This window comes from Streptomyces sp. ICC4 (genome assembly GCF_003287915.1).
In the GTDB taxonomy this organism is placed as follows: domain Bacteria; phylum Actinomycetota; class Actinomycetes; order Streptomycetales; family Streptomycetaceae; genus Streptomyces; species Streptomyces tritrimontium.
In genome coordinates this window covers 347,474-365,841 of record NZ_CP030286.1, presented here as the reverse complement: position 1 = coordinate 365,841, position 18,368 = coordinate 347,474, and the positions used below count along the sequence as shown (strand labels likewise).

Genomic DNA, 18,368 nt, shown 5'->3' with positions numbered 1-18,368 from the left:
CGGCCCGACCTGACTCAGAGGGGCCGGTGGTGCACCACCGGCCAGTCCTCGGCGCCCAGGCTCGGCTCGCGCTGGCCGAGATGCGGAGGGTAGGCGCTCAGACGGATGTAGTACTCCGTGGAGATGATCGACTCCCGTACGTCTGCGGGGAGGCGGGCGAGGATCCCGGGCAGAGGGCGCTCGCGGGCCACCTCGCTGCGGTGGGAGAGAATGGCCGCCCACTTTTCGGTGAGGAAGCCGCTCACATCGACGGTTGCCGTGATGTGTCCGTCCGGTACCGACAGCACCTCCTTCCCGACCCGCGACAACAGCGCGCCCAGCTCGCCCACCCCCGAGTCGGGGTGGGTGGCCGCGTACAGGGCGGCAGGCTGCCACGGGGCGCCCGCCTCCGGGTACTGGTGTTCCAGGCCTGCTGCGTGGAAGGCCAGGACGGCCGCTTGATGGGTGCGGATGTGGTCGGGGTGGCCGGTCAACTGGCCGTAGGCGTCATGGGTCAACACCAGCTGTGGCCTTACGGCGCGGATGTGTCCGACGAGCATCCCCACGACCTCGTCGATGGGGGCGTCACACAGCCTCGGCCGGCCGGGTGCGGAGTCGGGGATGCGGGCGTCGGCGTAGCCGAGCATCCGGGGCTCGCCGGCGCCCAGAACCTTCAGTGCGTCGGCGAGTTCGGCGGCCCGGTGACTGTCCGGGGACCAGGTCGCGGTGACGACCGCGGTGTCGGCACCGGCTGCGGCGTGCTGCGCGAGCACGCCGCCGGCGAGGAGTGACTCGTCGTCGGGGTGGGCGAAGACCCCGAGGAGGGACGGCTGCCACAGGGCGGGCGGTGAGTTCATGGGCGTAGAACCCTTCTGGAACGTGTGACTCGGCGTGGGTCTGACACGGGCGGGAAGAATCCGGTTATGCAGTCCCGGGGCCGGAGGGGTGGAAGGCGGCCGCGGCTGGATGGTCGAGCGGGAGGCTCGGATTCCACGCGGTCAGGCACTGAGCGCTCGGCACGAACAGAGGCTGCGGCAGCGCGTCCCGGGGCCAGAACCTCCAGGCTCCGATGGTCTCTTCGCGCTGCAGCGGTACGCCGGACCACCGGGTGACCAGGACGGGCACTGTCACCCGGACGATGTCACCCACCCGGTCCAGGAGGGTGCCCAGCACGACGGTGTCGGCGACATCGGCCACGAGGCCGGCCTCCTCGTGGAGTTCGCGTACGGCGGCCTCGGCGAAGGTCTCGCCGGGCTCAACGGATCCACCCGGCATTTCGAAGGTCCCACCCTGGTGTTGGCCTAGGAGGACACCATCCGGACCGTGGATGATCACGCCGACCCCCACGACCGCGCGCGGAGGCGGTGGAGTGCTGGTGCGCTGGCGGCTCGGCACCCTCTGTGGCCGCCGGGCCTCGTACAGCCGGTAGGAGGCCTGGTTGTCCGGCTGCGGCGCGTCGATCGCCGTGGCCTTCTCCAGGGTGAGGCCGTGCTCGACCAGGAGGTCTTCCCACAGCTGGGTGGTCAGGACCCACATGTGGACGGGGTGGGTCTGGTCGGTGCCGGGCAGTCGCAGGATCTCTGGGCGTGGGGTGGCGGCCGTGGAGGGTCCGGCCCCAGCGGAGTTGGTGTGCAGTGCAGAGAACAGGAGGCGCCCACCGGGCTTCAGGGCATTGCCCAGCGCGGGCAAGAGCCGGTTGGGGTCCAGGAAGGGCAGGCCGTTGACGGAGTAGATGAGGTCGTACGGGGCTGCGTCCCGTAGGTGGGCGACGGCGTCGGCGCACACGAAGCGGAGCCCGGGAGTGGTCGGGTACCGGGTGACGGCGCGCTCGTGCTGGGTGGGGGAGGCGTCCACGCCGGTGACGTCGGCGCCCAGGGCGGCCAGGCGGGCGGCGTGCCGGCCCACTCCGCTGCCGAGGTCGAGGATGCGGAGCCCTGCCACGTCCCCGAGGCTCTCGATGCCGGGCCCGGTGTCGGTGACGCCCCAGTCCCACCGCTCGATCTCCGGCAGGTCCGGGCGGACGGTGAGCTGGTGCGCCCCGTAGGTGGTCCAGGTTTCGACGGTCTGGTTCTCGATGTCCATCAGCATGTCCTCCAGCAGGGTGGGGTGGGTCAGGGGTGCAGGGCGTAGCAGCGGAGTACGTCAAGGTCGTGTGTGCGGACGACGGACCAGCCCGCGGTGAGGATCTCGGCCTCGGCCGGGCTGATGCCGAGGCTTTGGAGCGGGTCGTTGTTCTCCCGGCGGCCGGTGATCTCGGCGACGACCCAGAAGGTTCCGCCGGGTACCAGGAGGCGGCGGACTCGGTTGACGAAGGCGGCCTTGTCGTCGAGCCACCGGTAGACCAGGCGGCAGGTGATGACCGCGTACGCGGGATCCGGCAGACAGGTCAGGTCGTCCGCCCCGACGTCGACGCATCTCCACAGCGGTCCGGGCATCTCCGGGGAGTCCTGGGCAGCGGCGAGGGCGAGGGCACTGGGGGAGCAGTCGATCCCGGTGGTCTGATAGCCCCGCTGGTGGTGGAGGTGGCGGGTCAGGGTGCCGTCGCCGCAGCCGATGTCGAGGGCCGGTCGCCCCCGGCCGGGTCCCAGGCGCTGGTCCATCAGCCGGGTCTCGGCGTCGTCGAGCTGTCGGTAGCGGCGGCCTTGGGCCCAGTGGGGGTCCCAGTACGCGGCGGTCGAGGTCGAGGTCGTTGTCACGGACATCCTTCGCGGGCGGAGGGCAGGGCTGGGCGCGGGGGCGGGGCGGGCATGTCCCGCATGGTGCGGACAGGGGAGAGGAGCAGGATGGCGACGGGGACGAGTTGGAAGAGCGCGCCGATCGTGAGGGTCGTGCGTACGCCGAGGTAGAGGGCCAGGGCGCCGGCGGCCGCGGCGGCGAGCGGGCGGATGCCGGCGGTCATCGTGGTGCTGGCGGCTTGCATCCGCCCTTGGAAGCCGGGCTCGCAAATGGTCTGCCGGAGGGAACGTTGACTCGTTCCGGACGCGGTGGCCCAGAAGAGCTGGACGGCTAGGACCAGGGCGAGGGCGGTCTGCCAGCGCAGGCCGGGCCCGGCGAGCAGGAGGGGTACTTGTGCCAGGGGGCTGACGGCGAATCCGATGATGATCGTCGGCCCGATGCCGATGCGGGAGGCGATCTTCGGGGCGAGGAGCGCTCCGGCCAGACTGCCGACCCCTCCAATGCCCATGATCACGCCGAACGCCGTCGGGGTGACGGCGAGGACGGCGAGCAGGTAGTACGCCCAGTAGGTGTTCATGATCGCCAGCCCGAAGCTGAGCGTGGACAGCGCTGTGATCACCGTGCGGATGGTCGGCTGCCCGGCCACGTAGTGCAGTCCCTCACGGATGTCCCGTGCGAGGCTGCGCCGGCCCTGGGGCCGCGCGGTGGCGGGCTCGGGGGTGCGGATGCGCCAGACCAGGAAGGCCGAGACGAGGTGGGACAGGGCATCGACGATCACCGAGCGGGCCGCGCCGACGGCGGCGATCAGCGCGGCGCCCAGGTTGTTCCCAATGCTGTCGGCGACCGACGAGGCAGCGCCTAGGCGGGAGTTCGCGCGCTGGAGGAGGTGGGGTTCGACGAGGACGGGCAGGTAGCTGATCGAAGCCGCGCCGTGCACGATCTTGGCGATGCCGAGGACGACGGCGACCGCGTACAGCTGCCCGATGGTGAGCATTCCGGACACGGCGGCGGCCGGGATGGTCGCGAGGGCCAGCGCGGCCGTGATGTCGGCGCCGATCATCTGGGGGCGCTTGCGGTGGCGGTCGGAGAGCGCGCCGGCCGGGAGCGCGACGATCGCGTTCGGCAGCTGGCCGAGGAAGGCGAGGACGGCGATCTGGAGGGTGGAGGCGTGCAGCACGAGCACGGCCAGGGTGGGGATCGCGACGGCGCTGACCGCCGATCCCGACAAGCTCGCGCATTCGCTCGCGACCAGCAGCCGCAGGGCCGGCGAAGTCCACCGCGGGGCCTTCACCATCTGGGCGGGGGTCGTCACCGGCCTCCACCGTCCCGGAGGCTTTGGGGAGCCTTGCTCATGATCCGCTCTCCCTCATCAGCCGGTCCAGGGTCCGCCGGCCCCGGGCCGTGACGAGCTCGTCACCGTTGTCCGGGCCCCAGGCCAGGCAGTTGACCGCGTCCAGCACGGTCAGGCAGCGCAGGGCGTGCCGCTCGCCGTCGGTGAGGGCGCGCCCGTAGGACGAGAGGAACGCCCGCTCGCGGTCCGGATGGTCGACCCACTGGGTGACCGCCAGGATGGCCAGGTCCTGGACACGGGCGGCAGGCCGGGTCCTTTCGAAGTCGATGAGGACCAGACCGGATGGGGACCACAGCCAGTTCCTGGGCTTTCACTAGGCTTCCCAGAGTTGTCGGGTAATCGGCTCATGGCTCGCCCTTGGAGAAGTGATGTGGGATCGCTGGAGTGTCGAGTTCTACGACTTTCTGAAGCCGCCGCCGTCCTTGGGTGAGGGCATGCTCGGAGGATTCGGTGATCTGCACGACCGGGCGGCGAGGAACGGAGCTCAGCATGGCACGCCGGTCCTGTTCACTGTCTCGGGCTTTGCCGATCCAGGCGTGAATCTGTTCTTTCGCGTCTCGCCGATGAAGGGGCGCGGGGCCCGGACTTGGAAGCGGTACGCGTACACGCTGGTCGTGTGGTTGAACTTCCTGCAGGTGTTCGGAAAGGGCTGGCGGGAGGCGACAGCGCGGGACGTGGAGGCGTTCAAGGACTGGCGCCTGACCGATGTACGCAATGACGACCGGATCAAGGCGGCCAGCTTCGACACGGACCGTGCCGCTCTGAACACCTTCTACACCTGGGCGTTCGGGAAGTACGGGGTCCAGAACCCGGTGTCCGGGGTCGCCCTGGCATCGAACTCCGGCGGCCGTTCTGGACAGGGGGTCGGTCCTGGAGGAGAGCGGCGCGATGGGCTCCGGCCAGCGGGTTCACGTGGTCGGCAGGTGAAGTGGATGCTGCGTGCGCCCTTCGAGCAGTGGCGGGACATCGGTCTGCGCGGCTACGGCTTCGACGGGTTGCGCAGAGCTGGCTGGTCGGGACCGAACGAGGACCGGGATGCGGTCTTCATCGACGGGTTGTACGGCACGGGGCTGCGCCTTCAGGAGTGGGGAAGCGTCCTGGACGTAGAGATGCCATGTTCCGCTGGAGGCCGTCTTGCGCGGGCCTGGTTGGCGGCGGCGTGCGTGAAGGGCGCCAAGGAGGGGCGGTGGTACCGAATACCGAGGGCGGTGCTGCGGGAGATCGAGGGCTACGCCGACCCGTTGGAGGGTTCCCGGACGCAGGCGATACGCCGAGCCCAACGGCGAGGGACCTACGAGAAGATCCCGTATAAGCGGGTGGTCCGTGGCTACAACGCCCGAAGCCGGCTGCTGTATCTGGAGAGCGAGGGATCGCTCTCGGTAGACGTGCTGGGCCCCGACGAGCGCCGTCTGCTGTTCCGGCGCACCGCGTCTGGGCTGGAGCCGTTGGCACTGTGGCTGTCGCCGAACGGGATGCCGAAGAAGTTCGAGGGCTGGGAGGACACGTTCACGGCTGCCAACGAACGGATTCAGCGGGTCTGGGCGCAGGCGGGGGGTGAGGGGCTCGTTCCGTTGTGGTGCCGACCGCACATGTGCCGGCACTCCTTCGCCCTCAAGTGGTATTCGCTGCTCTCGACGGTGTGGCAGCCCCAGCTGGACGGGTTCACCGAGCAGGAACTTCTCGACATCCGGGAGATGTTCGGCGGCGTGTGGTACGCGCTGTCCCTCATGTTGGGGCACGCAGACCCGTCCACAACGCGGGACACGTACCTGGAGCCGTTCACCGCGCTGCAGGTCGACTACTTGATGGAGTTGCTGGACAGCGAGGAGACCCAAGCGGTCGAGGCGCTGATCCGCACCGTGGCGGAGCAGGGTGGACGGACGCTGACCAGCGTCGCTCGTCCGGCCGCCCACGTTCAGACGGGGGGCCGGGCGTGAGCGGGGGAGGGCGCGGCGGGCGCCAGGCGGGCATGCCGCCGAGCGACTGGCGGCCTCCGGAGCGGCTGCTGGAGGCATCGGGGGGTACTGCGGTGCGCGTCATCGAGGAGTCCGGCGCCCGGTCGCGGGTCTTCGACTTCGCCAACATCCAGGACCCCAAGGGGAAGCGAGTCGTGATTGATGAGGGCCTGCAGCGCTGGTTCGCCTCCGCCTTTGCGGAACGTACTTCGCCGCGTTCGGGCGTGAAGCGGGTGAGAGGGGCCGAGAGCCTCTACTCGGTACTGTCCTGGCTCGCCCGCTACTTCTCCGTCCAGAGTCCGACCGTCCGGGGGCCGGGCGACGTCACTGAGGCGCACGTGCTGGAGCTGTGGACGCACACGGAAGGACGAAACGCCGCCTCGCAGTGCACCCACCTTCATCGGCTCCGGCAGCTGTGGCGCGATGACGAGAAGCTGTCGAAGGAGGTGCGAGACGCGCTGTACAAGGAGCGGATGCCGGAGGTGACGGAGCTTTCCGACGTCCCGGAATATGACGACGACGCCATGCAGCGGATCATGGTCGCCCTGCGGCACGACATTCGGGTGGCGCGGGACCGCATTCGGGCTGGCCAGGATCTCCTGGCCCGTTACCGAGCCGGACAGGTCGGATCAGGGCATCCAGACCACGAGCTCGGCATGCTGCTGGACGTCTTCGAGCGCACTGGTGATCTTCCACGCGCGCCTGGAGGCACGATGGTGAGGGTGGTGTGGAAGCTGGGAGGAACCCAGGAGATCACTCGGCGGTTGTGCCTTTCCTCAAGGGAGTTGACGGCGTTCGGCCTGTTGCTGACGGCCTTGACCGCGGAGAACTTCGGCACGGTGGCGGCTTGGCCCGCCGCGCACTACCGTCCAGATGGTGGAGTCGAGGGAGTTCCCCAGATCGCGCTGATCGAGGCATCCAAGCCCCGGCGAGGCCCGGAGCGCGAGCACATGGTGACACCCGTGGAAGATGTGCCGGAAGAACTGGCCGTTCTGCTGGTCGCCGATGATCCAGAGCCCCGACTGTTTCGTTCCCCGCTTCGGGTCTACCAGCTGCTGTTGGACCTGACTCAGCTCGCCAGGCGTCACGGCGGCCACAGCTCGGCCTTCGCCGGATTCCGGACGCAGACATCCGGAGCGAAACGCTGGACGCGTGGGGCCGACGCCAAGAACATCGCCCGATGGTCCGTTCAGCACGGATTTCCTACCAAGGAGCCCACGAAGGACGGAGTCGAGCCGGTGGAGGCGCGGCGGCTGCGGCAGACCGGCATCGAGCGCAAGCGGCGCCCGGTGGCCCACACCCGGTCCACCATGAACGACCTCTACCTCGCCCGCAGCAAGGATGTCGCCACCCAGTCCCGCGTCGTCGTCGCGGACGCACTGCGCTCCCAAGTCGCCGCTGCCCGCAAGCGACGCAGTATCGCCGTACTGCCGGCCGCGCTGGTTGCCCGGGCGGCCTCCGATCTGGAGGGCGCTGCCCGGGACGCCGGGCTGGATCCTACGGTCCTTCAACGTCTGGTCTCCGGTGAACAGGACACCGTCCTGGCGGGGTGCACCGATCACCTCAACAGCCCTGGGGCCCCTCCGGGCGAACCCTGCGCGGAATCGTTCCTGGCTTGCCTGGGATGCGAGAACGCCCGCGCGCTGCCCCACCAACTCCCCTTGCAAATAGCCGCTCTGGACCAAATGAGCATCCTGAAGGTTCACACCGATGTGGCGACGTGGAACGCGCGACACGCGGTGCACCATGAGCGACTCGAGGACCTGGTGGGGCAGTACCACCAGTCCGAGCAGGACCAGGCACGCCGGCGGCTCACCGGGCGCCAGTCGGAAATGATCAACGACCTGATGGCCGGACGGATGGACCTGCGATGACCACGGCCAATGACGGTGCCGCTACCTTGCCGTCGCTACTGAGCGAGCTTGCGGACAGGGAAGTGCTCCATACCCGGTCTCTGCGGCACGGAACCGACCGCGCGGCACTGTCGAGGGTCGGGGATCGCGTCTGGTCGCTGGCGGAAGCGCAGCCGGACCAGCACACCCAATCGATCACGCTCCATTGGTCGACGTACCCGAACCTGCTGGAATACGACTTCCGGGTCTTCATCCTGGCGACCCTCGACAGCCCGTACCCGCCCGCTCTGGGCAGGTTCACGGGGATCGACCAGGCGAGCGTCTCCACGGTGAGCAATTGGTTCAAGCGCCTGCGCGTCTTTGCGACCTGGCTGCGGCATCGTGGCATCGATCGGCTCTACGAAGTGAACGACCGTGATCTCGACCTGTATCTGGATCATGTCCGGTCCATCCAGGCCAGCACGGGCACGCGCCGTCAGCTCTTCAGTGCGGTTCGGGCCGTGTGGGCCTATGCGCCGTATTTGCCTCCGGAATGCCGTATGTCCGTCGCGGAGCCGTGGCAGGGGCGCTCTCCGGGCGAGCTCGCGGAGGACATCCAGACCGGCCGCGGCAACAAGACCGCGAGGATCGCGGTGGACACGATGATCCCCCTGCTGGACTGGGCCCTGCGGATCGTCGAAGACATCGGCCCGGATGTCCGTGACGCCTGGCGAGAGTTCCGTCAGCTGTACACCGGAACCCATCCCGGGCAGGCGCGGTTCGCCGGGCTGCCGCGCACCGAGCGCATGAACCTCTTCCTCCGAGATGCGCACCGCACGGGTGTCGCACTGCCAGGAGAGCCCGAGGACCCCGGCGCGATCGACTACAAGTACCTGGCCTGCCTCCTCGGGCTTCCCGTGCTGTCCAATTCCCTCGGCCTCGGGCCACGTTCGATCGCCGAAGCCTCCGGGATTCCGGTGGCCGGGGGCTTCTTCGTCGGTAGTGTCACTGGTCAGGTCGACGGGCGCCCGTGGAGGGACAAACCGATCACCGCGTCCGAACTCCCCGAGCTCGTCTGGGTGGTGACGGCGGCATGCTTCGTCATCGTGTCCTATCTGTCGGGTATGCGCCCCGGGGAAGTGTCCAATCTCCGCCGCGGCTGCCGTGCGGAGGATCCCGATTCCGGGGAGCTGCTGGTGCTCGGGCACCGCGGCAAGGGCCACAACCGCACCGCGGCCGAGTCACACAGACCGGCCAGCCGCCCCTGGGCCGTCGTCCGCCCCGTACACCAGGCCATCGACCTGCTGGAGACGCTCCACGCAACCGACCTGATCTTCCCGACCCGCCTGCCCGGCAGCAGCGGCCGCAAGAGTCGTCGAATGGGCACCCTGACGTGGGGCTCCAGCAAGACCATCCGTGAACTGCAGAGGCTCCAGGACTGGGTGAACTCCACCTTCACCCCCGCCGATGGCACAGCGGCAATTCCTCCAGATCCCATCAAGCACCTGCACGGGTCGCGCTTCCGCCGCACCCTCGCGTACTTCATCGTCCGCCGACCCCGCGGCCTCATCGCCGCCGCCCTGCAGTACGGCCATCTCAAGACGAAAGTCACTCTGAACTACGCTGCCACCGGCGACGATTCCTGGCTGGACGACGTCGCTGTGGAGCGACTGGAGATGGTCCTCGAACAGTCCGAGGACGACTGGACCCGTCTGGATGAGGACAACGAGCACGTCAGCGGTCCGGCCGCAGCCGAGTACCGGCGCCGCACCGCTGGCGCAGCGACCTTCCTCGGCCGCACCGTACGCGCGCAGGCGAGCGTCAAGCGGCTCCTTGAACAGAGCGACACCGACATTCATCACGGCGAAGCCATGACGTGCGTTCATCGTGCCGAAACCGCCGAGTGCCGCAAGGAGAAGCTGCTGCTGGGCCTGCCCGCCGACGATGGGCCCGACGAATCGCTGTGTCACAGCACCTGCGCCAACCTTGCCTACACCGACCGGGACATCGCCGATCACCGCAGGCGACTGCCCGTCCTGGAAGCCGAGGCTCATGACCCGATGACGCCACGTCCGCGCCGGGACCGAGCTGCCGCAAAAGCGGCGCAGATCTGCGCGGTGATCGAGCGGCACGAGACGTCACGTCCGGAAGTTACGCACATGGAAGGCGGTCGGGTCGCATGACGCGGAAGAACCGAGACCGGGAAGCCGAACGTCAGGAAATACGCGCCGCCGCAGAACGCCTTCTGGCTGGGACGCCCCTGCGCTCGCCCGTCGGAAAGCTCACGGGGACAGAGCTGATCGCCGAGTGCGGGCTCCGGCGCGACGTCGTCTACGGCGATCACAAGGAGCTCGTGGACGAGTTCCGGGCACGGGCCAAAGCGCAGAACTTCACTCCGCAGGTTGTCCAGAGCATGGCCGACGAGAACATCGTGCTGCGCGAAGCCCTGGCGAAGATCAAGGCGGAACTCGCAGCGGAGCGAGAACGGGTTCACGCCCTGGTACGCGCTGCCACCGAGCTGTCCCTGGAGCTGGAGCAGACCCGCGAAGAGCTCGCAGCGGTGCAACAGGTCACCCGGCTTCCGGGTCCGCGAGGAACTGGACGAATTCCCGGCTGAAGCTCGGCACATTCCACGGTGCGGTCAGGTTGGGCAGCGTCGGGCCACGGCGTCGGGGACCTCGCGGGTATTCGGGCTTGGTACATCGGTACAGCGGCTATCGGTGAGATTGATCACGGTCCGGGCGGCCTTCGCGCTTCTGCGCTGGTTGCGTCGGCTGCGTATCCGCTGGGACATCCGCGCCGACATCCACCAGGCCTTCCTCACCCTCGGCTGCGCAATCATCTGCTGGCGGCGCCTCAGAAAACAGTGCTGATCTGAGCCCTCAGCCCGAACCAGCGACCAGTGCCTCGCCGAGCGGGGTGCGCCGGTAGAGCACCGACCGTCCGGACCGGGCGCGAACGAGCAGCCCCGCGCCTCGCAGGATGGCGAGGTGGTCTCCTACCGCGCCGGGTGCCATGGCGAGGCTTCGGGCGAGATGGCTGGTACTGGCCGGGGCGTCCAGCGCCAACAGCAGCCGGGCTCGGGCCCGGCCGACCAGAGCGGTCAGCGCGTCCGGTTGGGGGACGCTCTCCTGTTCGCCCCACAGGGCGGCGGTGCCGCGGGCACGGTAGACCAAGGTCCTGGGCCAGGGGTCTTCCATTTGGGCGGCGATATGCCCGACGATGGCCGAAGGGATCAGCAGGAGCCCGTCGCCGGCGAGGCGGACTGTTCCGCCTCGGAAGAAGCCGATCTCGATACCGCCGGCGCGCCAGGCGACGCCCGAGTGCAGGCTCTCGATGGCCGCGGCCCATCCGTGTTCGCCGATCACACCCACCCGGTGCACGACATCGCGCTCACAGATCGCGCGCAGCTGCGGCCAGTCCGCGGCGAGCAGCTCGTGCCACGCCTGGTCCATCGCCTCGGCGATCCTGGAGACGGCATCCGCCGAGTCCAGCACTGCGCGTACGCGGGGATCACGGGCGGACGGGCCGGTCGCGGTGGCGGCGAATTCGTGGCGGGCCGCTTCCAGCGGTGTGGCCCGGATCACGGCCAGGTCGTCAGCCCAGGTCTGGATGAGGCCGCGCGGGGGCGGGGCGACGAAGTTCGGTCCGCCTTGCGGGGCCTGCAGCGCGAGGGCGGCGTCCAGTTCGGTCTCGCGGCGAAGCCGTTCAAAGGCCGGCATGAGCCGGGCGGCCCAGGCTCGCGGCAGCGGCTGGCCTTGGCCGGCGAGCGAGCGCAGCAGCAAACAGAGGTCCAGTGCAGGCGACAGCGCGAAGCGGCTGCGCAGCAGGTCCTCGACGGAGACTTCGAAGCGCAGCACCCTGCGACGCTACCGCAGGACGTCCGTTCCGATTCGTCGAGCGACGAATCATTGTTGGGTGGGGTGGGCGCACGGCGAGGCTGGGCGTCATGACCCCAACCGCCGAGCCCGCGCAGGGCAACCACCGTGCCACCTACCGGGAGGTGCTGGCCGAGCCGCGATTCCGGCTGCTCTTCTCAACCCGCACCGTCGCGATCACTGCGGACGCGCTGCGTATCACCACGTTCTCGGTGCTGGTCTTCTCGGCCACCGGCTCTGCGCTGCTGAGCGCACTGGCCTTCGGCATCGGCTTCATCCCGCAGCTGTTCGGCTCGCTGCTGCTGGGCTCACTGGCCGACCGACTGCCGCCCCGCGCGCTCATCACCGGCGGCTACGCCTTGACGTGCGCCGCCGCCCTGCTGCTCGCCCTCGTGCGGATGCCGATCGCGGCAAGCCTCGGTGTCGTGGCGCTGGTCGCCCTCGCCACACCGGTGTTTCACGGCGCGTCGAGTCGGCTGGTCGCGCAGTCGCTGGAGGGCGACGCCTATGTACTGGGCCGCTCACTGAACAACATCGCCTCCTCCGGCGCGCAATTGTTCGGTCTGGCGCTGGGAGGCGCGGCCGTTGCGGTACTCGGCCCACACCGGGCACTCGCGGTAAGCGCCGCCCTCTACCTCGGTTGCGCGCTCGCTATCCGCATCCGGCTACCCCGGCTGCAGCCGGGAGAGTTCGGCGTCACACCCGGCAGCGCTCGGGGCGACGGCGGGGCCGTCCGGGCAAGCCTGCACGGTGCCGGCCGGCTGCTGCGCGGACGCACGGTGCGACGACTGATGCTGGCCCAGTGGCTACCGACCGGCTTCGTAGCGGGCGCGGAAGGTCTGATCGTCGCCTACGCAGGAGGACGCCACTTCGCGCCCGGCTGGTACGCGGTGCTGATGGGCTGTCTGCCGGTCGGCATGCTTGTCGGCGACCTGCTGGTGGGCCGACTCCTCCGGCCACTCACCCGGGAGCGACTGGTAGTCCCGTTGATTGCGCTGATGGGACTGCCGCTGGTCGGCTTCGCTGCCGAGCCCGGAGTGGGCGTCTCGTCCTGTCTGCTGCTGCTCTGCGGCTTCGGATTCGCCTATGGTCTCGGCTTGCAACGGCCGTTCCTGGATGCCCTGCCGCAGGATGGTCAGGGCCAGGCCTTCGGTCTGCTCGGCTCCGGCGGCATGACGCTACAGGGCGTCGGGCCGGCGTGCTTCGGGTTGGTGGCCGCAGGCATCGGAACAGGCGGCGCAATCGCCCTGGCAGGTGGCGCGGCGGCGCTTACCGCCGGCTGGATTCTCACCTGGCACCCGCCCACCTCCCCGGTCCCCGTCCCGAACTACTCAACGGGATCGGAGAACGGCACCGAACAGCATGCGTGTAGTTCTCCTGCGCAGTAACCGCCGCAGGTCGAGTCACCACCACACCCGTCGGTCACGCCCAGGCCCTCAGCCTGATCACCGCCCCCGAACTGCGCCAGAGCCTGTACGACGTCCACGCCCACGCACTCACCCTGTATCCACCCCGAGCTCTGCGGCCTAGCGCATCTCGCTGCTACCCCGCCAACCGACGACACCAGCCGTACGGGCGTGCGAGGCTCGCACCATGACGACGGAGAGCAGCCAGGAGTACGGGAAGCACAAGAAGTTCCGCCAGTTTGTCGACTGCCCGCGCTGCGGCTACACCGACTTTCCTCCCGGCCAACTCAATGAGGAACAAACGATTGAGACCCGGACGTGCGAGGACTGCGGCACGGAGGTAGAAACAGAACCATTCTTTACCGCGCCTCCAGGCGAAGCCACCCACACCTTCGATAGCTGAGATCCCTGGGCCAAAGTCCCGACAACTTCGAACCCGACAGTCGACTTGCCTAATGAAGGTACTGGTTGTCGCCGTGGATGTATCCGACGGGAACCGGCCCGACGTGGCGCAGCTGGGCGGCGTGGTCGCGGACCAGCTGCTGCTCGCCGTCGGTGAGTCTGTCTCCGGCGCGGGTCAGGTACTTCTCCGCCCCGTCGGCGGCGGCCTCCAGAGAGGCTTCGGCTTCCACCCGATCGGCACGGCAGAGCTCCCCGGCCTCGTGCAGCCGGGCACACAGCGCCCCAGCTTGCTGGTGGACGGCCCGCCAGTCGCCGGCGGACAGGCTGAGCGCCTTCGCCGGGGTACCGGGGACCGCGGTGAGCAGCAGGGCCAGGTCCTCGGCCCGGCTGTCGATGAGGCTGGGTGCCCGGCTGTGCCCGAGGGCGGGGACGACATGCCTGTATGCGCGGGTCTCACGGGTGAAGAACTTCTCGCTCGGCGAGACCTTCACGTACCGGTGCACGCCGTCAGCGCCCTCCACCTCCCACACTCGGGAGCGGTCCCAGTCGTGCGAGGCGTCGCGTACGGAGACGATGGACCCGATCCGCTGCTCCGCCCACCCCCGCACCGCCGGCGGCAGTAGCTTCGGCTGCCTCATCGGACGGACCTCCTACTGGGGCGCTCGGATCCCGAAGGGCCGCATGCAGGGCCGTCGGATGTGGTGAGGTGGGGGAGCAACGAGTTCTCCTTGCTGGGTCGGCCACGACGGACGACGGTGGGTCGGGCGGGGGTGGAGCCGGTCAGCGGTCCTGGGAGAGGGCGAGGAGCTCGGCGAAGGTCCCGCCGCCGTGGACAAGATCGTCGTAGCGGCCCTGTTCGGAGATCCGACCGTCTTCCAGCACGATGATGTGGTCCGCGATCTTCGTGTTTTCCAGCCGGTGGGTGACCATGATCGTGATCCGGTCGGCGGCGATGGCCTTGATCTGCTCGAAGATCAGATGCTCACCACGCGGGTCCATCTGAGAAGTCGGCTCGTCCAAGATCAACAACTCGGGCTTGCGGTACAGGGCCCGGGCGCACGCCTCGCGCTGCCACTCCCCGCCGGAGAAAGTGATGCCTCCCCAGATATCGCGGGCCTGGAGGGTGTTCAGCCCGTTGGGGAGGTCTTCGACGGCTTTGCGCAGGCCGACCGCGTCGATGGCCTCCCATACGGGTCCGTCGTCGTGGGTGTGCGGCTGGCCGAGGGTGATGTTCTCGCGAACCGGCCACGGCCACTTGGCGAACTCCTGCGGCACCAGGCCGGTACGTGCCCAGACGCTGGCCGGGTCGGTGTCAGCGAGGTCGCTACCGTTCCAGGTGACCCTGCCCTTGTCGCAGAGGTAGATACCGGTGATCAGGCGCGACAGGGTCGACTTCCCGGAGCCGTTCGCTCCGACGATTGCGAGGATCTGGCCGCGCTCCAGGGTGAGGGAGACGCCGTCGACCGCAGGCTTGTCCTTCCCGGGGTACTGGTAGGAGACCTCTTCGAGCCGGATCTGCTGGACCGAGCCGGTGATCTCGCCCGGTCCGCGCTGGGGCGTAAGGGCGGCGGCCTCGTCGAGGAAGGACTGCATGTCGGTGAGATAGAGGCTGGTGTGGAAGATGGCGGCGCCGTTGATGACAACCTGGGACAGGGCGGCGAGTGCGGTCTGGACGGCGATGACGGCCGTGGCGGCGATGGCGGGTTCGATCCGGCCGGTCACGGCGAGCCAGGCGAGCGCCCCCCACGTTGCGAGGAGGAAGACGCCGCCGGCCAGCGCGGAGAGCAGGGAGATCCGCAAGGTCCGCGGTGCGGCGGCCAGGTTCCGCCGGTCGCACCGGTCGGACAGGGCCCGGTACCAGTAGACGAGGTAGTCGGTCATCGAGTTGGCACGAACCTCGTCCCCATACTGGGATGCGGTGGCCCACCAGCGCATCATCCCGCGCACGTTGCGGTCGGAGATGTTCGAGTAGTGGATCTCGTAGTCGACACGGGCGGTCAGCACAGCTCCGATGCCGGCGGGGAGTACGGCGAGGAGCAGCAGGGGCAACATCATGACGTTGAGCAGGGACAGGACGCTGCCGGCGGTGACCAGGCGGATCAGGGAGGACATGAAGCGCTGGGCGTCGGTGACCATCACGTGGGTGCGGACCACCCCCATCTCGGCCGCCTCCTGCCGGTCGGAGAAGCCGTCCCCGGCGTAGGCCGAGGCCTCGACCCGGCAGACCGCCTCGACCAGGGCGCTGTCCGTCTCCGAGGTGAGCAGCGGGGTGATCCGTCGGGCGGCGTAGGTGGCCACGGCCCCTGCGACGCGGTTCATCGTGGCGGCGAGCGCGACCACGAGCAGCGCGGGCAACGCTCCGTGAAGACGGTCGCCGGCACTGCCGGCGCCGAGTACGGGCCCCATCGCGCGGGCGGTGGCGGCCAGCAGCACCGCGGCGGATACGCCCGTGATGACCTGGCACCCGATCAGGAGCCGTACGGCCTGCCGGTCGGTCTGCCACGACAGCCGGCCGATGCGGGCCAGGACCGACGGGAGCGTGGCGCACAGCTTCTGGAAGGAGACCTCGGCGAGTGGGTTGACGGAATACTGCCCGCTGTAGGTGATCTCCGCCGGAGGCGGCGGAGGCGGAGCACCGGCCGGTTTGCTGTGTGCTTCGGACGTGGTCATCGGGTCCCCCTGGATCGCCGGTCGGACGCTGTCGGAAGCTCAACGACAGCCTCCATTTTTCGAACACACGTTTTTCGGTCGGCCCCGAACTCCCGGAATAGAGCGCCGGGCGGACCGTGGGAACTACACCGATCCGCTCCCGACAACGGCGCTGCCACCAAAGGTGGTTGGCCGAATCGCCGACGTTTCCAAGCGCCGCAAGGCCACGGGTGAGTTGGAGCGGATCGGGCTGGGCTCGCTTGTAGGGTGCAGGGCCTCTCGACGGCCACGGCCCCCTGGGGAGCTGACTGCTCGCCCGAGCGGGCGCGGCGTTGGGCTTCCGATTCGCCCGCTCACCCATTTGGGGTATCGCTCGGAAATGGTTCTGCATGACGGAAAGCGAGTTGTCGGGGTGCGGAATGACGCTGCGGTCGGCAATGCGCTGACGTGAGTACCGGCTTCGGTCGGGGTGCCGTGGCCGCCCAGCTCTGCACGCAACGGATAGGGGAGAGGCGAGAGCCGTGAAGTGAACCAGGGGACATTTCCAAGCCTGTACTCTGACGCCCAATCTCCCCCTGACAACAAAGGTGACGCACTGTGAAGACCGAAGCGCCGGTGAGCGACTTCTACTGCAACAAGGTCCTCAGCGGGCTGGTGGAAATCCAGCCGGTGGTCGAGACGGAGCGGGTGCTCGCCTTCCACCACACCAACCCGTCGTATCCAGTGCACATCGTGGTGATTCCGAAGGCGCACGTTCCCTCGCTCACGGACCTCGGCGACGCGGACCCCGGCTTGGTATACGAAGTGGTCGAGGTGGTCCGTGAAGTCGCGGCCATGGTGGAGAAGGAGCACGGTTCGTGTTCCGTCAACACGAACCTGGGGCTCTACCAGGAGTCGAAGCACATGCACTGGCACGTGTACTACCGCGGGGAGAGCGAGAGCGAGATCCTCGGCATGTACGGCCACCACGACCGCTGACCTCAGCGCCGTACAGCGGCTGGCCTTGCAGCGGCCAGGGTCAGCCGGGCAACCGCGGAGGCGGCTTCACGGGCATGGCGTGCCATGTCGTCCGGGTCCGCCCCGCGCGCGGTTCCCCGGAGCTTGCCGCAGGCCTGTACGAGAGGCTGCCCGTCGGCCAGGGCCTCGTCGGCTACGACGACGCAACGGGCCGGATTCCGTTCGGCGTACGCGGCGGCGTTTTCGATCTGGTCGCCGCGGCTGACGGACGTGGGCAGCGGCACGAGCACGGCCGGGATGGCGAGAGCTTCGAGTTCGGCGAGGGTGGTTGCGCCGGCGCGGCCGATGACGGTGTCGGCCAGGTGCAGGGCGTCGTTCATGTCCTGGTGCAGGTATTCGAACTGCCAGTACCCGGCCCGTCCTTCGAGGCTGGGGTTCAGGTTGCCCTTGCCGCAGATGTGAAGGACCGCGTACTGGTCGCGCAGGGCGTCGAGTTGGGCGCGGACGGCCTTGTTGACGCGCTGGGAGCCGCTGCTGCCGCAGAAGACGAGCAGCACCCGGGTGCTCCCGGGTACCCCGAGGCGGTTGCGGAGGCCGGCGGGGTCTGCCGTGGTGAGGTCCGATCGGAGCGGGAGCCCGGTGATCTCCGCCTTGGCGGATAGCCAGCGCGGGGTTTCGGGGGCCGGCGTCGTGCTGAAGCAGACGGTGTCGGCGAGGCGCGCGAGAATGCGGTTGGCGAGTCCGAGGGAGCGGTCGGACTCGTGGATCACGATGGGGACCTTGCACAGCCAGGCGGCCACGCCGACCGGGACCGACACGTACGAGCCCTTGGAGAACAGGGCGTCGGGGCGCTCCGAGCGCATCACGCGCCAGGCGGCGGCCACCCCGCGTGCGACGGTGAGGGGCATGAGGAGGTTGCTCCACGAGCGGTGGCGCTTCAGCCCGGCGGCGGGCACTGCCCGAAAGGGCAGGCCGGCGCGCTCGGCGTACTCGCTTTCGATGCTGCCGCTGCGGCCGATGAACACGAGCTGGGCTCCGGAGGCGGCGAGCTGGTCGGCCACGGCCAGGGCGGGGACGACGTGGCCGGCGCTCGCGCCACCGGTGATAGCGATCTTCACAGTATTCCCATTCGAGTTCTGTGCGGCACGCTGCAGCCGCACCCACCGGCAGAATTGAATTGTGTGTCTGGTCGGGTCGACTGGATTCGAACCAGTTCCTCGACAACGCTTTTGCCGTGCTCCACCAGTTGAGCTACGACCCGTTTGAGTTGCAACGATGGCGAC

At 69.0% G+C, this 18,368-nt stretch carries 15 protein-coding genes, 1 tRNA gene and 2 pseudogenes; 8 read left to right on the top strand and 10 right to left on the bottom strand.

The features are described from left to right. Window positions 1-14: 14 nt before the first annotated feature. The 5 genes and pseudogenes from DRB89_RS01810 to DRB89_RS46235 form a co-directional block, all read right to left on the bottom strand. Window positions 15-836, bottom strand: a complete 822-nt coding sequence (locus tag DRB89_RS01810) for a PIG-L family deacetylase (protein ID WP_112450665.1) — start codon at window positions 834-836, stop codon at window positions 15-17. Between the two features lie 64 nt (window positions 837-900). Further along, a complete protein-coding gene (locus tag DRB89_RS45855) occupies window positions 901-2,061 on the bottom strand; it encodes a bifunctional class I SAM-dependent methyltransferase/NUDIX hydrolase (protein WP_112453715.1) in 1,161 nt (386 codons plus the stop codon). Window positions 2,062-2,090: 29 nt separating this feature from the next. Further along, window positions 2,091-2,675, bottom strand: coding sequence for a class I SAM-dependent methyltransferase (locus DRB89_RS01800; protein WP_239515973.1), 585 nt, complete (start codon window positions 2,673-2,675; stop codon window positions 2,091-2,093). Continuing rightward, window positions 2,672-3,967: an MFS transporter gene (locus tag DRB89_RS01795; protein ID WP_112463188.1), complete on the bottom strand. Its 1,296-nt coding sequence runs from the start codon at window positions 3,965-3,967 to the stop codon at window positions 2,672-2,674. The genes DRB89_RS01800 and DRB89_RS01795 overlap by 4 nt, the downstream gene beginning before the upstream one ends. A 181-nt stretch (window positions 3,968-4,148) precedes the next feature. Continuing rightward, window positions 4,149-4,301 (bottom strand): annotated as a pseudogene (locus DRB89_RS46235) (hypothetical protein); the annotation flags it as partial. Between the two features lie 73 nt (window positions 4,302-4,374). Here DRB89_RS46235 and DRB89_RS01785 point away from each other — a divergent pair. From DRB89_RS01785 to DRB89_RS01765, 5 genes and pseudogenes are all read left to right on the top strand, one after another. Beyond that, window positions 4,375-5,943, top strand: a complete 1,569-nt coding sequence (locus tag DRB89_RS01785; RefSeq protein ID WP_112448084.1) for a site-specific integrase — start codon at window positions 4,375-4,377, stop codon at window positions 5,941-5,943. A 92-nt stretch (window positions 5,944-6,035) separates the two neighbouring features. After that, complete coding sequence (locus DRB89_RS01780; protein ID WP_239515972.1) at window positions 6,036-7,835, top strand: hypothetical protein; 1,800 nt, start codon at window positions 6,036-6,038, stop codon at window positions 7,833-7,835. Beyond that, window positions 7,832-9,976, top strand: coding sequence for a site-specific integrase (locus DRB89_RS01775; protein WP_112448086.1), 2,145 nt, complete (start codon window positions 7,832-7,834; stop codon window positions 9,974-9,976). Before DRB89_RS01780 ends, DRB89_RS01775 begins: the two co-directional genes overlap by 4 nt. Continuing rightward, window positions 9,973-10,410, top strand: coding sequence for a hypothetical protein (locus DRB89_RS01770; RefSeq protein ID WP_112448087.1), 438 nt, complete (start codon window positions 9,973-9,975; stop codon window positions 10,408-10,410). The genes DRB89_RS01775 and DRB89_RS01770 overlap by 4 nt, the downstream gene beginning before the upstream one ends. 151 nt (window positions 10,411-10,561) lie before the next feature. Continuing rightward, a pseudogene (locus DRB89_RS01765) lies at window positions 10,562-10,666 on the top strand (IS5/IS1182 family transposase); the annotation flags it as partial. A gap of 9 nt (window positions 10,667-10,675) precedes the next feature. On the opposite strand, the gene DRB89_RS01760 reads toward DRB89_RS01765, so the two are convergent. Continuing rightward, entirely contained in the window at window positions 10,676-11,653 is a 978-nt protein-coding gene (locus DRB89_RS01760) for a winged helix-turn-helix domain-containing protein (protein ID WP_112448088.1), read from the bottom strand. Between the two features lie 89 nt (window positions 11,654-11,742). Here DRB89_RS01760 and DRB89_RS01755 point away from each other — a divergent pair, with 89 nt between their 5' ends. Further along, complete coding sequence (locus DRB89_RS01755; RefSeq protein ID WP_112448089.1) at window positions 11,743-13,059, top strand: MFS transporter; 1,317 nt, start codon at window positions 11,743-11,745, stop codon at window positions 13,057-13,059. Between the two features lie 205 nt (window positions 13,060-13,264). Beyond that, a complete protein-coding gene (locus tag DRB89_RS42660; protein WP_162688439.1) occupies window positions 13,265-13,480 on the top strand; it encodes a hypothetical protein in 216 nt (71 codons plus the stop codon). Between the two features lie 49 nt (window positions 13,481-13,529). Here the strand turns inward: DRB89_RS42660 and DRB89_RS01750 are convergent, their stop codons facing one another. Both DRB89_RS01750 and DRB89_RS01745 read right to left on the bottom strand, forming a co-directional pair. Continuing rightward, on the bottom strand, window positions 13,530-14,117 hold the full coding sequence (locus tag DRB89_RS01750; RefSeq protein WP_239515971.1) for a phosphotransferase: 588 nt from the start codon (window positions 14,115-14,117) through the stop codon (window positions 13,530-13,532). A 142-nt stretch (window positions 14,118-14,259) separates the two neighbouring features. Next, the gene (locus DRB89_RS01745; RefSeq protein WP_162688438.1) at window positions 14,260-16,149 is read right to left on the bottom strand and encodes an ABC transporter ATP-binding protein; all 1,890 of its coding nucleotides are present in this window, start codon (window positions 16,147-16,149) and stop codon (window positions 14,260-14,262) included. A 576-nt stretch (window positions 16,150-16,725) separates the two neighbouring features. Between DRB89_RS01745 and DRB89_RS01735 the strand changes: the two genes are divergently transcribed. After that, window positions 16,726-17,106, top strand: a complete 381-nt coding sequence (locus DRB89_RS01735) for an HIT domain-containing protein (protein WP_112448091.1) — start codon at window positions 16,726-16,728, stop codon at window positions 17,104-17,106. Window positions 17,107-17,108: 2 nt separating this feature from the next. On the opposite strand, the gene DRB89_RS01730 is transcribed toward DRB89_RS01735, so the two are convergent. Both DRB89_RS01730 and DRB89_RS01725 read right to left on the bottom strand, forming a co-directional pair. Continuing rightward, on the bottom strand, window positions 17,109-18,203 hold the full coding sequence (locus tag DRB89_RS01730) for a UDP-N-acetylglucosamine--N-acetylmuramyl-(pentapeptide) pyrophosphoryl-undecaprenol N-acetylglucosamine transferase (protein WP_112448092.1): 1,095 nt from the start codon (window positions 18,201-18,203) through the stop codon (window positions 17,109-17,111). Between the two features lie 68 nt (window positions 18,204-18,271). Beyond that, window positions 18,272-18,346 (bottom strand) — tRNA-Ala (locus tag DRB89_RS01725). Window positions 18,347-18,368 lie beyond the last annotated feature (22 nt).

What these genes read in the sequence shown, in the direction of transcription:
- DRB89_RS01745 (WP_162688438.1), bottom strand. Translation starts at nt 16,149, where the DNA reads ATGACCACGTCCGAAGCACACAGCAAACCGGCCGGTGCTCCGCCTCCG.
- DRB89_RS42660 (WP_162688439.1), top strand. Translation starts at nt 13,265, where the DNA reads ATGACGACGGAGAGCAGCCAGGAGTACGGGAAGCACAAGAAGTTCCGC.
- DRB89_RS01810 (WP_112450665.1), bottom strand. Translation starts at nt 836, where the DNA reads ATGAACTCACCGCCCGCCCTGTGGCAGCCGTCCCTCCTCGGGGTCTTC.
- DRB89_RS01750 (WP_239515971.1), bottom strand. Translation starts at nt 14,117, where the DNA reads ATGAGGCAGCCGAAGCTACTGCCGCCGGCGGTGCGGGGGTGGGCGGAG.
- DRB89_RS01785 (WP_112448084.1), top strand. Translation starts at nt 4,375, where the DNA reads ATGTGGGATCGCTGGAGTGTCGAGTTCTACGACTTTCTGAAGCCGCCG.
- DRB89_RS45855 (WP_112453715.1), bottom strand. Translation starts at nt 2,061, where the DNA reads ATGGACATCGAGAACCAGACCGTCGAAACCTGGACCACCTACGGGGCG.
- DRB89_RS01770 (WP_112448087.1), top strand. Translation starts at nt 9,973, where the DNA reads ATGACGCGGAAGAACCGAGACCGGGAAGCCGAACGTCAGGAAATACGC.
- DRB89_RS01775 (WP_112448086.1), top strand. Translation starts at nt 7,832, where the DNA reads ATGACCACGGCCAATGACGGTGCCGCTACCTTGCCGTCGCTACTGAGC.
- DRB89_RS01755 (WP_112448089.1), top strand. Translation starts at nt 11,743, where the DNA reads ATGACCCCAACCGCCGAGCCCGCGCAGGGCAACCACCGTGCCACCTAC.